Origin of the sequence: Lacticaseibacillus chiayiensis, assembly GCF_004123795.1 — a bacterium.
Classification (GTDB): Bacteria; Bacillota; Bacilli; order Lactobacillales; family Lactobacillaceae; genus Lacticaseibacillus; species Lacticaseibacillus chiayiensis.
The window spans coordinates 13876-29401 of record NZ_MSSM01000029.1 but is presented as its reverse complement, the minus strand read 5'-3'; the positions used below and the strand labels follow the sequence as shown (position 1 = coordinate 29401).

Genomic DNA, 15526 nt, shown 5'->3' with positions numbered 1-15526 from the left:
AAAAAGAGTAAGGTTTTTGCTGACTAACAATTTTGTCACTTCGGGTCGGCTATACTTACAGTCGGATTCCTTCTGGGATCCTTGATTAATGAAAATTGAAGGGTTCTGATTGTGTGATAACAGCGCAGGCGCCAGGCAAACTTTATGTTGCCGGTGAATACGCGGTGGTCGAAACAGGCTTTCCGGCAATCATTGTGGCGTTAGATCAATTTGTCACCGTGACGGTCGAAGCCGCGCAGCATTTCGGCAGTATCGTGTCTGAACAGTATCAAGAAAACTCGTTATACTGGCAACGCCAAGGCGATGAAATGGTTTTTGATAACCGGGATAATCCATTTCATTACATTCTCTCGGCGATTAAATTAACGGAACAGTATGCGCGTGAATTAAATAAACCACTTGCTTTATACAAGCTTTATATTGATTCGCAACTGGATGCCAAAGACGGAAAGAAGTATGGTTTGGGGAGTTCCGCGGCGGTAACAGTTGCAACGATCAAAGCGCTTGCCAAGTTTTATGATTTGAAGATGTCCAAAGACCAGATTTATAAGCTTGCAGCCATTGCCCACCTCGATGTTCAGGGTAATGGCTCTTTAGGTGACATTGCCGCCTCGGTTTATGGCGGGTGGATCGCTTACCGCTCGTTTGACAAGGCATGGCTGGCGGCTGCCAGAAATCAAATGTCACTGGCAGATTTGATCAACACTGACTGGCCGGATTTGTCGATTGAGTTGTTAACGGCACCAGCAGACATGCAACTGCTGGTTGGCTGGACCGGTTCACCAGCATCTACATCACAATTAGTCGATAAAATCACCTTGGCTAAAGCCAAAAAGCCGCAACTTTATCAGCAATTTTTGACGGCAAGCCACGACACGCTTGAGAAGTTAATCGATGGCTTTCGGCAACATTCATTGAGCCGCATTCAGGCAGGCATTCGCCGTAACCGTGAATTGCTGGACGAGTTGGCACACTTTTCCGGTGTTGCAATTCAAACGCCGGCTTTGCGGCAATTGGTGACGCTGGCAGAAGAAGCAGGTGGCGCGGCTAAATCGTCAGGCGCAGGCGGTGGTGACTGTGGGATCGTCTTGATTGATTCCCATCAGGCCATTCAGCCGTTGTTGGCGGCTTGGCGTAAACACCACATTGAACCGCTGAAGTTCAAAGTTCATGAGATTAATGATTAACAAAAATTTCGGTCATTTTGACAATAACCGAGATTTTTTAATTTTTTTACGATGAAGTCATGAATTCTTTCTTAGAATTAGCGGAATTGTGTACTCTTCGCAAACGGTTTCTAGTATAGTAAAGTAGGTAGTTAAATTAGTAGAGAAGGGACTTGTATGCGTGTGAAAGTTCGTAAAGCAGTCATTCCGGCAGCTGGGCTTGGGACCCGTTTTTTGCCGGCTACAAAAGCTTTAGCTAAGGAAATGTTGCCAATTGTTGACAAACCGACCATTCAATTCATCGTTGAAGAAGCTAAAGCAAGTGGGATTGAAGATATTCTGATTGTTGAGGGTAAACAAAAGCGTTCTATTGAGGACCACTTCGACTCGGCTCCAGAATTGGAACAGAATCTGAAAGAAAAACATAAAGACGCCTTACTACAGCTTGTTCATTCAACCACCGATATCGGGGTTAACCTGTTCTTCGTCCGGCAGCCATATCCGCGTGGCCTTGGGGATGCCGTTCGATTGGCTAAGTCGTTTGTAGGCGATGAGCCGTTCGTTGTCATGCTTGGCGACGATCTGATGCATGATAAGGTTCCGTTAACAAAACAATTGATCGAGGAATATGACAAGACGCATGCGTCTATTCTTGCTGTTAAGAAGGTACCGCATGATGAAGTTTCGGCATACGGCGTCATCGATCCTGAAAAAGAAGTTTCCAAAGGCCTTTTCAACGTTAAGAAGTTTGTTGAAAAACCAGCAGTTGCCGATGCGCCAAGCGATCTGGCAATTATCGGCCGTTACTTATTGACGCCGGAGATTTTTGATATTCTTGATAATCAAAAACCGGGTAAAGGAAACGAGATTCAATTGACCGATGCGATTGATGCACTGAACCAAACGCAACGGGTCTTTGCTCATGAGTTTACTGGTGATCGCTATGATGTCGGCAACAAATTCGGTTACGTTAAGACGAATATCGAATATGGCTTGACTCATGCGGAGGTCAAGGATGAGCTGCGGGCTTATATTCTTGATCTGGCTGCGAAACTGCAGTCTGGTAAGCCTGTCGGTAAGCCGGCAAGTAAAAAATAGATAGATAAAAGTGGATGTCTGTGGTTCTGCAGGATTGTAAGAGTCAAAGCTGTGAACTTTGCAACGACGTGTTATTTCTCTGTGAACTCGATAACATCTTAAAGCTGGTTTCAAAATAGCAGCTTCATTTCAGCCAAGACAATTGGCCTGAAATGAAGCTATTTTGTTGTGAACAATTTGGGAAAGTCTTTGATATGACCATGACTTTTGAAATTCCCAGTTGATTTTTCGCCTGATTATAAGTTAAGTGAAAATATGATATGTGATTGCTTATGCAAAGATAATCTAAAATTTTGTCTTAAAAATAAACCGGGATAACTTTCAAAAATTAAATCTGTCAGCTGACAGTATCGCCGCCAGCGGCTAGGTCGACGGATGCTAGCGGCAAGCTCGAGGCAGTCGTGACAGACAGTACTAGTTATCTGACTAAGGTTGTCAGTTGACTGATTAGGGTGACGATCAATTACCGAATACTTTAAACAAAAATAGTAGGCCTCGCATTTGCTGATGCGGACCTACCATTTATTTATTGCCATGGAATTCAGAAAGTCGAGGATCGCCCTCGACTACCACTTGTTATAAGATTCGTTAACCGCCAACACTGCTTTCAGGGCTGCGTGTTTTGCAAAAACGCCGCTGCGAATCAGATTGCTGACGTGTACTAAGTTTTTTTGCATGTTTTTATAATCATCTTCAGTGAGGTTTTCCATAATTGGCCAAATGTCGGAAAGATTGTCAACCGCGAACCCTAAGTGATTTTCGGTTACCCATTTTGCGGGAGCTGCGTGTTTCCAAATGAAGACGGGGAGGCGTTTAACGAGATATAGGCTGAGCTTGTGTTCGTAACTAATTCGACTATAGTTTGCTGATTCACCAATCACCTGATCAAAGCTATCTGAGTCCCATACAAGTCCAAAGCCGCTATTGAAGTGATTTGGTAAATCTGTGGGCGTAAAAGAACCCTTATAAACAACCGACTCAAGATTCAGTATGTCTCCCTCTGGCTTTTTGCCAAAAATATCAAGATGCCAGGAAGTTGGAATCTTGTCCAGATACTTGGACTTGTTGATATTGCCGGCAAAGACCAGTTTCTTCTCAAAATGCGGTTCTGTAATATCTTCGTCAGGGGCTAAATGATAGCTGAAAGGTCCTTGGGTCACGATCGGCCCCTTAAAATTCAGTTCTTTTTTAATCGCTTTTTTGTAGGACTCGCTGTGGACAATGAGACCGTCAAACATGGAAAAAAGCGCGGGATAAGTGCGGTATGAAAACTGGTCGAGCCAAGGATCGGAATCAGTATCTTCTTTTGCAGCAGCAACATTCCATAGCGGATAATAGTCGTGAACTAAACCGATGACTTTGCCGTGATAAGCTTCATGAATTTTAATAATCATCAACTTTAAGTTAAGGGGACGAACAAAGGCCGGTACTTGCAAAATGAGAGTGTCGTTTAAATGGAAACCACTTAGGATGCCATCCAACCGGCCATTTACGCTTTCATCCGGTTCATCGCGCCAATAGTAAATAAACAGGTCAAAGGGTTGTGCCCCAATAGCCATTAAGTCTGCTGCATAATCTTCTCGTGCTTTGTACATGGCTGTTCGATTATTTTCATCACCAGCCTTGACAGCCATGTAGTTTCCACGACTAACCCACAACATAAGCGACCTCCTCTATACCTTAAAAGCGTTGCGCTTCAAACACTTCGTACATAAATCTTTGCCATGACATCCAAAATAGCTTTTTTTAGGAAAAATCCGTTGCGAATCAGTGGACTAATCCGCATAACATTAGTGATCATTTGGTTGTACCGCTCTTCACTAACGTCACGCACCGCATTTGGTAGTTCTGCCAATGAGTCAAGTACAAGGCCAATTTGATTTTTTCGGACAAAATCAGCAGTTGCAGCTTGCGACCAGACAATCACCGGTTCGTTAGCTGACAAATACATCGGAAACTTAGCCGGGGTGTTATAGCGTTCATACTGACCAAGGGGACCAACAACATCGGGATAGCTTTCTGAATCCCAAACCAATCCGTAAGAGCCTTCAAGCATTTGGGGAATCGCTTCAGGGTCAACCCGAGCGTGTAGATGGATATTCTTGTTTTTGATAAGTTCCTTGTCTTTTTCCCGGGCACCATAAATATTTAATTTGAAGTTGTCAGGAAGCTCGTGCAAAAAGGCGGCTTTGAAAAGCGCGCCCGCATAATCGACACCTTGATCAAAATGCCGGCGTCCTTGAAAATAGTTAGTCATGTTCAAGCTCGGACCGTACCATGAAACTTTATCCGTTAACTTCTTATCGGCCAACTGTAATTGCTCGCGATAATGTTTCAACATTGCTTCTGAATGGAAAATGAAGCCATCTCCTTGACTTAAGAGATTAACTTCTGCGGATACGTCAAGCGATGCCATGTAGTTCTCAATGTTGACTTTTGCTGGGTTGGGTAAGACGGGATTGGAACGCCAGCTAGCCATATCATCAACCAAAAAAATTAAGTTGGCACCGAACAAATGTACTCGATCAATGAATGTTTGAATCCATCGATGATTGAAATTCGGTGAAAAGGGCCAATGAACCAGCAAACAATCGTATCGTTGTAAGCCCCCTAGCAATCCATCCATTCGTGCATTAAGAACATCTATTGGTTCGGTATTCCAGTTATAAACGAACCCGTCAATCCGTGAAAACCCGAGTTCCTCTGCAGCAGTTTCGCGATCTAAATGACACTTTCCTGCCGCACCAAAGTCCCAAAATGGATAGCCCGGGTGAATACTTCCATTGAAGTGAAATATATAGTTTGCCATCAGTGAACCTCTTTTTACCAAGTCTTTCTCGCGCGAATTAAGCAACTGTGATTCCTACAAAGTTCATGTCTTTAACCGACACGAAAGTTTAGTCGCTTGTACGATCGTACAACATTGCGATAACGTTCAGCATCGCTCTTTTTAAATAAAAGCCCTCTCTAATAAGCGGGCTAATTCTTTCAACATTGTTAATCATATCGTTATAGTCTGAATCGGTGATGGTAGCAACTTGTTGTGCCAACTGCTCTAGTGAATCAATCACCAGACCCAGACCATTCTTGCGAACAAAATCAGCTATTGCGGATTGCGACCAAACAATAACAGGCTCATTTGCTGCTAAATGCAGTGCTAATGTAACGGATGTCTGGTATTCTTCATATTCGCTACAGACACCGGCAACATTTGGATACTGTTGGGACGCCCAAACCAACCCATAAGTACCCTTAAGCAGTTGGGGCATCGCTTCAGGATCGCTCCAAGGAAGAAGAGTGATATTTTGACGCTGTGACAGCAGATGGTTTTGTGATTGGTCACCGTAGACATTAAAGTGAAGGTCTTCTGGGAGCTGCGAGAAAAAAGGAGCTCCTGGCAGAGAATTGATAAAATCGATTCCCTTGTTTAAGTCTCTTCGGTTCTGAAAATAGCGGGTTCTATAGCCATCGGGACCAAGGTAGGTCGTACAGGGTGACAATTGTTGGCCGGTTAAAGCTAATTCTTTTTTAAGTTGCTCCACCATTTGTAAGGAGGAGGTAATTACGGCATCGGCTTGATGAAGGAACAACATTTCAAGCTGCACCTTAGGATTTCTTAGTGCTTTTTGAATTTCTCCTTGGTTACGTTTTCCAGGTAATATTAAACCATCGCTCCAGCTAGTGAGACCATTGATCAAGAAGATCAATTTTGCCCCGAACTCATGGGTCTTTTTGATCAATTTTTGAAGCCAGCGTTCGCCCATGTCAGGTAAGGGCCATTGAATTAACAAACAATCGTTTATTTTTAAACCGCCCAGGATCCCATCCATGCGAGCATTTAACGAATCTTTTGGTTCTTCAGGCCAGCGATAAAAGAAGGCATCAATTTGTCTGAAACCGATCTCTCGCAGAAAGTATTCGTGATCCAAAGCTTGCTTGCCCATGAACCCTTCGCCCCAGAACGGATAAGAAGGTTCATTTGAACCATTAAAATGTAAGAAATAATTAGCCATGACCCCTACCTATAATCTTTCCATTTGGTATTTAACGGTGTGTAACAGTGTTTAAGTGGCGCTTTCTCCGCCAACATATTATTGATTACAAGAATACTTATTACTTTAGTATCGGCGTGTGAGCGACAAAAAGCAACTGCATACAATGAATTTTTGACGATGCTTATGTTTTGATGTGACGCACGCAGAAGAACGTCTGTTAGTTAAAGGTGAAGGTTGGTACGAAGACAACCGGTTTTAAGGAAAAGCCGACTTAAGAGAATTTAATTGTCACATTTATTTTTTAAAAATTCAGAGCTGCAAGGGGTTTAGAAATATTTTTGTAACGTTATGCTATAATAGCGTTACTTAGAAAACATAGTGCTGCTTGACAGCATGGAGGATTTAAACTAATGGAATATATAATTTCACCATTACAGCCGGACACGGATCAGGCAACCATTAAGGCAAAGATGGATACGGCTTATTTTTTTGGAAAAATCGGCTTCCGTAAGCTTTTCCTGTCTCGATACGTTTTTTGGAATGATAAGCACTGGCGATCAGAAATTTTAGGGATGATCGCCACGGTGACCAAAGGCGACGTCGTTATTTTTCAAATTCCGACGTATGCTGAACCAGAAGTAGAAGAAGCTGTTGTGGAACTTGTACATAAGCAGGGAGCGTTAATCGTTGCATTTGTACATGATGTCGAGTATTTGCGTTTTCCGGATTCTTACAACAAACAAGAGGTTTTAAAATTCCTGAAGTCGTTTGACGGCTTGATTGTTGGGACAAAACTTGTTAAAGACCAGTTAGCCGCTGACGGTGTTAGCATTCCGATGATTCCAAGCGGGCCATGGGGCTACCACCAACCGATCGCTTATCGCCGACCGAAGTTTTCACAAACACTTCACTATGCAGGCAACTTAGTAGAACGAAAAGCTGGCTTTTTGCGAAATGTACCGGCTGATTTAAACATAAAAGTATATGGATCTGCTGACGGTGACACAAAGTTGCCATTCAATTTAGCAGAATCGGTTGATTATTTAGGAAGCTATCAGCAAGAAGCCTTGGCTTTGGCGTTGAATGATGGCTATGGTTTGATTTGGGATGCAGACACCGAAAATCATTTTGATCCTTACGCAAAAATCAACATGACCCATAAATTTAGTTTATATCTGTCAGTGGGATTGCCTGTCATTGCGTTTAACCAAACGGCAATTGGCCGATATGTTAGTGAAAACGGGCTTGGTATAGCGATTGACTCGCTGGATAACTTGTCGAATATTATGTCTGGCATCACGGAAGATGACTACAATCAACTTGCTGACAAGGTGGCAAATATTAGCGACTTAATTCGAACGGGCAGACACAATCAAATGGCTGCGCTCCAAGCCGTACTAGCGGTGAAGGGAACGCTACCTTTTTAATTCAGGCGCTAAAGTTAAAAAATCTGAATGAGCGAGTAAACAAGCCCGAATAAGACCATAACAGCCAAAAGCAAAGCAACTGTCACTTGGACAACGGTACTGACTTTTACATGGTCTTTTGAAGGCTTGGTAATCTCTTCATTTTCTTTTTTGACTCGTTGTGCAATGTCTTTGTCAATTAAATTCTCTTTTTTACTTGTCATAATAGTTTGAGTATAGAGACAAGCAAAAGCAAAAGCAACACTGAACAACTTTATGTTAGGAGATCCGTTAATGAATTTCTGGGGATCAGATTATCGGTATCGGAAGCGAGCAAAAAAAATCATTGACTTGCAGGCCAAATATCAAGCCATGGGTGACGAAGAGCTTCGCCATCAAACCGTTTTATTTCGTGAAAAGCTAAAAAGTGGGCACGCATTGCGATCATTATTGATCGAAGCTTTTGCTGTCGTCTGTGAAGCGGATTTTCGCGTTTTACATATGCGGCCCTTTCCGGTTCAAATACTCGGTGCCGTTGCTATGGAATACAATAATATCGTCGAGATGAAAACAGGTGAAGGGAAAAACCTGACAGCTACCATGCCGATGTATTTACATGGCTTGACAGGGGCAGGAAATTTTTTGATCACAGCTAACAGTTATCTGGCTAATCGAGACGCAGAACAGATGGGTAAAGTGTATCGTTGGTTAGGTTTATCGGTTGCTTCAGGTGTTGCTCAACCAGGACACGAAGGCGAAAAACGCGATCGGGAGAAGATATACGGCGCTGACATTGTATATACCACTAATTCCGCACTTGGTTTCGACTATTTGTTTGACAATCTCGCGGCTAATCCCGAAGAGCAATACATTAAGCATATGAATTACGCTTTAATTGACGAGGCCGATGCAATCTTACTTGATAGTGCACAAACCCCCTTGATTATCGCCGGCATTCCCAGAGTGCACTCGAATTACTATTTAGCAGCTGATCGTATGATTAATATGCTTGTAGAAAAGGTGGATTATAAGATCAGTGATGATCATAAGTCTGTCTGGTTTACGCCAGAAGGTATTGCACGGATGCAACACTATTTTGGAGTTGACGATCTTTTAGGTAAAACGTGGTATGAACTGTACCGCCACTTGGTATTGGCACTTAAGGCACATTTTCTATACAAACCGGATCGTGATTATGTTGTCGATCATAATGAGGTGGTTTTGGTTGATCGCGATAATGGCCGTGAATTAATCGGGATGAAGATGCAAAGCGGGCAACATCAAGCAATTGAAGCAAAAGAACATGTCAAAGTAACCGATGAAATGCGAACAATGGCATCGGTTACATATCAGAATTTATTCCGGATGTTTGGCCAGTTGGCAGGGATGACAGGAACAGCCGCAACGGACGCAGGCGAGTTTATGGAAGTTTATCGGGTACCAACAAATGAGCCGATGATCCGTCATGATTTACGTGATGAACTTTATATTACCCAAGAAGCAAAGCTGTTGGCATCGTTAAAAACGGTTCGTGAAGCCTATAAAGACAAGCGGCCAATTCTTATTGAAACAGGATCCTTATCATTATCTAACCTGTATTCACGTTTATTATTGCGTGAGGGAATTCCACACAGTTTATTAAATGCGCGCAGTGCCTCTAAAGAAGCCAAGATTGTTGCCGAAGCAGGACAACTCGGTGCCGTAACGGTTGCAACGTCCATGGCTGGGCGCGGAACCGATATTAAACTAGGCAAAGGGGTCAAAGTAAAAGGCGGCCTGCTTGTCCTAGGAACCGAACGAATGGCAAATCGTCGGGTTGACAATCAGTTGCGTGGCCGCGCGGGACGACAAGGAGAGCCGGGTAGCAGTATTTTTTACACCTCGCTGGAAGACCGGATTGTTATTCAGAATGCGCCAAAATGGGTGCGTCAATACACCTATCGTCACGCTCATGACCAAGAGCAACGGCTTAGTCGGCATGGACGGTTTCGCAAAGTCATTGATCACGCTCAGGATCGCGTCAGCAATAATGGACGCAGCGCCCGTTTTTCAACGTTACAGTATGGTGAGGTTTTCCGGGCACAACGAGATAGTGTGTATGCAACCCGAGACCAAATTATGGTGGCAACTTCGCTTGATCGTGTTATTCACGGCGTCTTCAAACGCGTTGCGGATGATTTTGTTCATGAGCACCGCGACGGCGATATTTCAGAATTTCTGGATTTTGTTTATTCAAATATCGACCGGGATTTTTTGCCGAAAACACTTAATGAACATGATACAGAGTGGCGGAATCCCACGTACATGTTGTCGTTGATGACCCGCCAGCTTGAAAAAAAGCATGAGTCGTTAACCGATCCTATGCAGTGGCTTTATTTTCAAAGGATTACGCTTTTAAAAACAATTGATGTGTCCTGGATTGACCAAGTTGATAATCTGGAAGCTTTACAGGCAGTTACGATGAATCGGACAACCAACGGGCGTGATCCGTTATTTGAATACCAAAAAGAAACGCGGCGTACGTTCAACGAAATGAAGAAGAGTATGAACGTTAGAATTACGCGAAATTTGCTTTGTTCTGATTTGATCTTCAATAAGGACGGCACTATTCAGGTTCAATTTCCTTGAGCTGAAAAAGTCAACCGATGGTGCGACAAAGCGATTTAAAGGGTGAAATATATGAGAGAGCATCAGGATGTCGCTAAACGGGTCCTGTTTACATTGCTAGTACTTTTTGTGTATGCATTGGGGCAACAAGTTGTGCTACCTGGGTTTGATGTTGCAATGGCTAGAAAAATGATGGGCCACAATGCATTGTTGCAAATGTTTGGCCTGACGACAGGCGGACAAATGAATATGCCAACCTTATTGTCTCTGGGTCTGGGACCTTACATGACGGCCATGATTGTGTGGCAAGCGATTGCGTCATTGGATATTCGTTCAGTTAACAATTTATCAGTTCAGCAAGTCGGTTTTATACAGCGTCTGTTGACATTTATTTTAGCTGTCCTTCAAGGAATTGTGATGGTTTATTATTTGCGTGATGCGATTGCACCATTGTATTTAATCAGTGACAACCTTAACTTGGGTGTTGCAGCAGCGGTTTTATATATGGTTGCCGGTGCCATGTTTGCGTTGTTTATCGGTCTCGAAAATGCGAATCATGGCTTCGGAGGATCTGTGGCACTGATTATTCCGGGGATCATTACCAGCTTGCCGCATTCTTTTTTATATGGTTATGGCACAACGCGTTTGAAGCTTAACCCTACCAATGTAACAGTCGGAATTGTTGTTACCGTTTTAGTCTTTATTTCTGGGTTGCTCGTCTATCGCGCGGAACAGCGAATTCCTATACAGCGACCATCCTTAGAGAGCACCTTCAGTGAGTCATATTTGCCATTGCCTTTTTTAGCAGCAGGCGCAATGCCATTTATGTTTTCCAATATGTTATTTGTCTTACCAAAGCAGGTTGTCGAAGCGTTCGGCTATCAATATACCCATGTTGGTCAATTCATTATCACGCAGATCAATTACAATCATTGGCCTGGTATTCTCGCCTATGCATTTATTGTTTTGTTTCTTGGCTTTGCTTTTGGTTTGATTAATCTTAGCCCGACAAAAATGGCACGCCAACTAAAAGAACGCGGGGATTACGTTTATCACACGACGCCGGGTGATGCGACCGAGGCCCTTATCATGGGACACTTTTTTAGGTTAAGTATGATTGGTGATTTTTATTTGTTGTTAATTGGCGTTGTTCCATTGGCAATAGGCATGTATTTGCCCTCTGCCTCGAACTATGCTATGTATTTAGGCGGTGTTTTTATTATGGTGACAATTACCGATACAGTTACGCAACAATTTATTGCGTTATGGAATAAGAATCGTTATAGCTTGTTTGATGAGCCAATTGAGTGAGGGAGTGGAGCATGTTAACATTGATGCCGACTTTTGCGAGTGGTGCCGATCATCCGGAAACAGATCCTGTCATTGAATTGGCTACCATGTTCAAAGAAAATAAGGTGCCATTTTCGATGTTGTTTACAAATCAAATGCCAGACTTACGCAGATTGTTATATCAAGCCGGGTTAGAAACCTTTTCGTGGACCAATGTGTATGATGACATTCAGGACATTCATATGAAATCGGGGGTGCCATTCACGATTGAGGATCTTGTCTTGCCCAAAGATACGATTCCTTACTTTCTTGGGAGCGATGTTTTTTATTTTCAGGGTTCAAAAAAAGTTATGCAAGCACATTTTCATAAGGAAGGTTTTGTCTACTGGGTTGAACATAGATTGCCTTCGGGTGAAGTCGTCAAGGAACAGTATGATGATCGTGGTTTCGTGACGACCAAAACGGTGACTCAGGCGGATGGGCAGTGGAAAACATTCTGGTTAAATGACAACGGCTATGTGGTCTTGACGCAAACGTCGCAGAAGATAATGGTTGCTGACAGTCAGAGGAGCCGGTTTGCGGCTGCCAGTTACCAGTCGATGCAAGAAATCGTTTATGAGTTTTTAATGAAGCAGAGCATGCAACTTCAACAGTCGCCGCCAATTGTCACTGATCTGGGAACAGACACACTTGAATTACGCAGTGAGCAACCTTTTTTGAAACAGATAATCTTTCTGGTTAATCAAAAGCACGAGTTAACTGCGAAAGATTTGATTCAAATCAATGATGGGGATGCTTTTGTTTTCCCAACCTCGGCAGATGAACGACTTTTTGTGCGGCAGGCCGAGGCTAAGGGAAATAAGGAAAAGGCAGATCAAGTCGCAAAATACGTGATCCCCCAGTATGCAACAACATTAAATCTGGGCTTAAGCAATGAGACTGCATTAGATTCAATTTATTGGCGACTTGGCAATATTCGGGATAATGAAGCCCGGCGGTTACTGATCCAACTAATTAAAGTATTACAACATGAAGATGATCAGGCACTGATTGTCGAAGGCAGCGAGGGGCAAGTAAAAACAATGTCAGATCATCTTCAAGCTTTCATTAAATCAACTTTTGATGTCGATTTGACCAGCGAACAATATCAAGAAGTTGCCCAATTTGTTGCCGATCAACGCAGTGGTAAGCCGATCGCCGGACTTGACAAGCGTGGAAAAAAGCTTCGAGAATTGCCGAACTGGCAGGCGTTAAGCGCTGCAGAATTCGTTGCCAGTCGCATCCATCTTCAGGTTGCTAAACGTCATGTACAGGAAACGTTAATGCATCAGGCCCGGGTGTATGTCGACACAGCAACCATACCTGACTTGCGGATGATGATCGAAGCGATCAGTAATGGTGTGCCGCTCGTTGTCAGGCAGTCAAGTACGCTTATTCGCGAGCATCAAAACGGCATTGTTGTTGCTGATTTGGCAGCGATTCCCGAAGCGTGCCGTTTCTTTTTAAAAACGTTAAGCAACTGGAATCAGTCATTGGTGGTGAATGCCGAATTGATAGAGAAGTTCTCGGCTGACAACTTGATTAAAAAGTGGCAAGAGGTAATAGCATTTGGTGAAAGCTAAAAAGCGCAATACAAAGAAAGTTATTCAGGTTGGAGAAAACGCGTTACCGCTGGAAACGTTGTTAGTGGACGAGTTTGAATATATTTGGATCAATGACGCCGACACGCCTCCGGTTAAGGAGCATGCGCTGTTTAAATTAAACCGCTTAAACTCATACTATCAGGATGCCTTGTTTCTAATTGACCAGACATCGCCATGGTGTAATCGGCCAGAGATTTTAACCGCGTTACCGGCTAACCAGATTTTATATGATCAGGCAGTTGAAATGGCGCCTGATTGTCAAAAAATCATGCAGCTAAAAGGTGCTCATCAGCTTGATTTTAGTGATGTTGATGCACTGGCGACGACCATTAATAAGTACTTTTTTGGTAATCAGGCTGGTTATCGCATGCCGCCAAGCTGGTTTACAATTGCGCCCGGTTTTGAAGGGAGTATTCGTCAGCAAGGCCAATCTTATCACGAATTCAAGGTTAATCTTGATCATCAGTGGCACTTGGCAGCTTATCCAAACGTTGCCCAATGGGTGCCGGCACACATGTTAGATACGGTATTGGTCGAATTTGAACTCTTGGATCCAAGTGTTCATTTGAAGGCAGTTGTCACGCAATATGATCTTGAAACCAATGAATTTGTACGATCTGACGAAAAAGTTGACGACGAACTCAGGCAGGAGTTCAAAGTCGAGGGTGGCGAAAAGGGCTGCAACATGCAGCTAACTGTTTTTGCCAGTGGATCGGGCACCTTTCATATCGGTCAGTTTCATGTGCGCCGATCACGCGGCCCTTACGGTGAATTTTTACTAAATGATCGGCGTTTAATCGAACCTGCCGGCATGAATACTGAACTGGCCATTTATTTTGATGCGGGCGATTTAAAGCCGCCGCTCAATGTTTATTTTTCGGGATATCGTTCTGCGGAAGGTTTTGAAGGAAATTATATGATGCGGATGTTTCACGGGCCATTCTTGTTGATTGCCGATTCTCGCTTGGAAGGTGGCGCTTTTTATCTCGGGAGTGAAGCATTGCAGCAACAGGTCATGGCAGCTATCCGAGAAACATTGAAACGGCTACATTTTAAACCCAATGAGCTTATCCTTTCCGGTTTGTCTATGGGCACGTTTGGGGCGCTTTATTACGGTGCAAGGCTCGCACCATCTGCGATTGTTGTCGGCAAGCCACTAGTCAACGTGGGAACCATTGCCAAAGGAACCCACTTGACACGACCAGGTGATTTTGCCACGAGCCTTGATATGTTACTGTTTTATGAAGGAGACTTGTCGCGAGCCGATAAATTAAATGAACAATTCTGGCGTGTCTTTAAGAAAGCGGATTTTAGTCATACGACCTTTGCTTTTGCTTATATGATGAATGATGATTATGATCCGCATGCTTTTCAACAGGTTCGACAGTATCTTAAAAAGGCGGAACCAATGGCGCGAATCCTATCAAAAGGTTTGGTTGGGCGCCATAATGATGATACAAATGGGATTGTTAACTGGTTTGTGATGCAATTTCGACATTTGCTTCACCAGCAGTATGGAAGAAACGTTGATTGAGTTTGTTAGCGAGGAGAATAGATGGCTAATTTGACAATGCTTCATTGGGAACGTACGCCTTCAGCAAGTTATACCTATGGGTCAAAAATCGAATATCACCATGATGGGTCTGTCGGTTTTGTGAACCCCCTGCAAGCTCCGGGGACAGCGATGCATTATTGGGAAAATCTACCTATGAAAGCCGATCGCAAGCCACATGTCCAAATTCCCTTGCTTAAGCGGGGGCAGAAGTATGCGTATCATGTTGAAGCAACAGTCGTTCCCGATAGATCGGTAACTGTGAACCTCCGCTTCATGGGTGATGGCGACCACATCATTGCGCAGTATTATGGCCAACACTTAGATGGTGAGTTCACAATGCCGGAGGACGCAAATAATTATCGGCTTGAGTTACTGAATATCAATAATAAAAAAATTCGTTTTTTTTCGTGTTATCTGGCACCGGCTGCTGTGATGCAAGCGATAAAAATCGCCGAACCAGTGACTAACCGCTTACTTCACGTTCATGATGATACAAAATCTGCTGGTAAGGAAATGGTCGTCTTGCGGCAACGAGTACCGAATGAGACTTTTGAGCTTAGTGAAATGGCAGATCAGTATTATTTGCGAATCCCGGCTGACAGGCTGAATGATGAAGAAGAAATCCACTCGATTGCTGAGCAGGCGTATAAAGCCTTACGCGATCGCCAGTCATTTGATGAACCATTCAATTGGCGCATGACGACCCATGAAGTGGTTTTGGCAAGAAGCATTTGCCAAAACGTCTTTCAAGGTGAAAAATAAAGGT

Annotated in this window: 11 protein-coding genes; 8 read left to right on the top strand and 3 right to left on the bottom strand. The window is 43.4% G+C overall.

Annotated features, from left to right (window positions below):
• Nucleotides 1–113: 113 nt before the first annotated feature.
• Nucleotides 114–1187 carry a phosphomevalonate kinase gene (locus BVJ53_RS11010; RefSeq protein ID WP_129302434.1) on the top strand — a complete coding sequence of 358 codons (1074 nt, stop codon included), beginning with the start codon at nucleotides 114–116 and terminating at the stop codon, nucleotides 1185–1187.
• Between the two features lie 162 nt (nucleotides 1188–1349).
• The gene (gene galU, locus BVJ53_RS11005) at nucleotides 1350–2264 is read left to right on the top strand and encodes a UTP--glucose-1-phosphate uridylyltransferase GalU (RefSeq protein ID WP_129302448.1); all 915 of its coding nucleotides are present in this window, start codon (nucleotides 1350–1352) and stop codon (nucleotides 2262–2264) included.
• A 566-nt stretch (nucleotides 2265–2830) separates the two neighbouring features.
• Here the strand turns inward: galU and BVJ53_RS15345 are convergent.
• From BVJ53_RS15345 to BVJ53_RS10990, 3 genes are all read right to left on the bottom strand, one after another.
• Nucleotides 2831–3925, bottom strand: coding sequence for a sugar transferase (locus BVJ53_RS15345; RefSeq protein ID WP_129302433.1), 1095 nt, complete (start codon nucleotides 3923–3925; stop codon nucleotides 2831–2833).
• Nucleotides 3926–3960: 35 nt separating this feature from the next.
• A complete protein-coding gene (locus BVJ53_RS10995) occupies nucleotides 3961–5073 on the bottom strand; it encodes a glycosyltransferase (RefSeq protein WP_129302432.1) in 1113 nt (370 codons plus the stop codon).
• An 88-nt stretch (nucleotides 5074–5161) separates the two neighbouring features.
• Nucleotides 5162–6277: a glycosyltransferase gene (locus BVJ53_RS10990; protein WP_129302431.1), complete on the bottom strand. Its 1116-nt coding sequence runs from the start codon at nucleotides 6275–6277 to the stop codon at nucleotides 5162–5164.
• Between the two features lie 392 nt (nucleotides 6278–6669).
• On the opposite strand from BVJ53_RS10990, the gene BVJ53_RS10985 reads away from it, so the two are divergent.
• The 6 genes from BVJ53_RS10985 to asp3 all read left to right on the top strand — a co-directional run bounded on the left by BVJ53_RS10985 (nucleotide 6670) and on the right by asp3 (nucleotide 15522).
• Nucleotides 6670–7686 carry a galactofuranosyltransferase gene (locus tag BVJ53_RS10985; RefSeq protein WP_129302430.1) on the top strand — a complete coding sequence of 339 codons (1017 nt, stop codon included), beginning with the start codon at nucleotides 6670–6672 and terminating at the stop codon, nucleotides 7684–7686.
• 273 nt (nucleotides 7687–7959) lie between these two features.
• Nucleotides 7960–10293 (top strand): accessory Sec system translocase SecA2, encoded by a 2334-nt coding sequence (gene secA2, locus BVJ53_RS10975; protein ID WP_129302429.1) that lies wholly within the window; start codon nucleotides 7960–7962, stop codon nucleotides 10291–10293.
• 51 nt (nucleotides 10294–10344) lie between these two features.
• On the top strand, nucleotides 10345–11583 hold the full coding sequence (locus BVJ53_RS10970) for a preprotein translocase subunit SecY (protein WP_129302428.1): 1239 nt from the start codon (nucleotides 10345–10347) through the stop codon (nucleotides 11581–11583).
• A gap of 11 nt (nucleotides 11584–11594) precedes the next feature.
• Nucleotides 11595–13184 carry an accessory Sec system protein Asp1 gene (gene asp1 / locus BVJ53_RS10965; protein ID WP_129302427.1) on the top strand — a complete coding sequence of 530 codons (1590 nt, stop codon included), beginning with the start codon at nucleotides 11595–11597 and terminating at the stop codon, nucleotides 13182–13184.
• Nucleotides 13174–14739, top strand: coding sequence for an accessory Sec system protein Asp2 (gene asp2 / locus BVJ53_RS10960; protein WP_238150169.1), 1566 nt, complete (start codon nucleotides 13174–13176; stop codon nucleotides 14737–14739). Before asp1 ends, asp2 begins: the two co-directional genes overlap by 11 nt.
• Before the next feature lie 21 nt (nucleotides 14740–14760).
• A complete protein-coding gene (gene asp3, locus BVJ53_RS10955) occupies nucleotides 14761–15522 on the top strand; it encodes an accessory Sec system protein Asp3 (protein WP_129302425.1) in 762 nt (253 codons plus the stop codon).
• Nucleotides 15523–15526 lie beyond the last annotated feature (4 nt).

Excerpts from the sequence above, each read along its gene's own strand:
- BVJ53_RS15345 (WP_129302433.1), bottom strand. The coding sequence starts at position 3,925 with ATGTTGTGGGTTAGTCGTGGAAACTACATGGCTGTCAAGGCTGGTGAT.
- asp3 (WP_129302425.1), top strand. The coding sequence starts at position 14,761 with ATGGCTAATTTGACAATGCTTCATTGGGAACGTACGCCTTCAGCAAGT.
- secA2 (WP_129302429.1), top strand. The coding sequence starts at position 7,960 with ATGAATTTCTGGGGATCAGATTATCGGTATCGGAAGCGAGCAAAAAAA.
- BVJ53_RS10990 (WP_129302431.1), bottom strand. The coding sequence starts at position 6,277 with ATGGCTAATTATTTCTTACATTTTAATGGTTCAAATGAACCTTCTTAT.
- asp1 (WP_129302427.1), top strand. The coding sequence starts at position 11,595 with ATGTTAACATTGATGCCGACTTTTGCGAGTGGTGCCGATCATCCGGAA.
- BVJ53_RS10985 (WP_129302430.1), top strand. The coding sequence starts at position 6,670 with ATGGAATATATAATTTCACCATTACAGCCGGACACGGATCAGGCAACC.
- BVJ53_RS10970 (WP_129302428.1), top strand. The coding sequence starts at position 10,345 with ATGAGAGAGCATCAGGATGTCGCTAAACGGGTCCTGTTTACATTGCTA.
- BVJ53_RS10995 (WP_129302432.1), bottom strand. The coding sequence starts at position 5,073 with ATGGCAAACTATATATTTCACTTCAATGGAAGTATTCACCCGGGCTAT.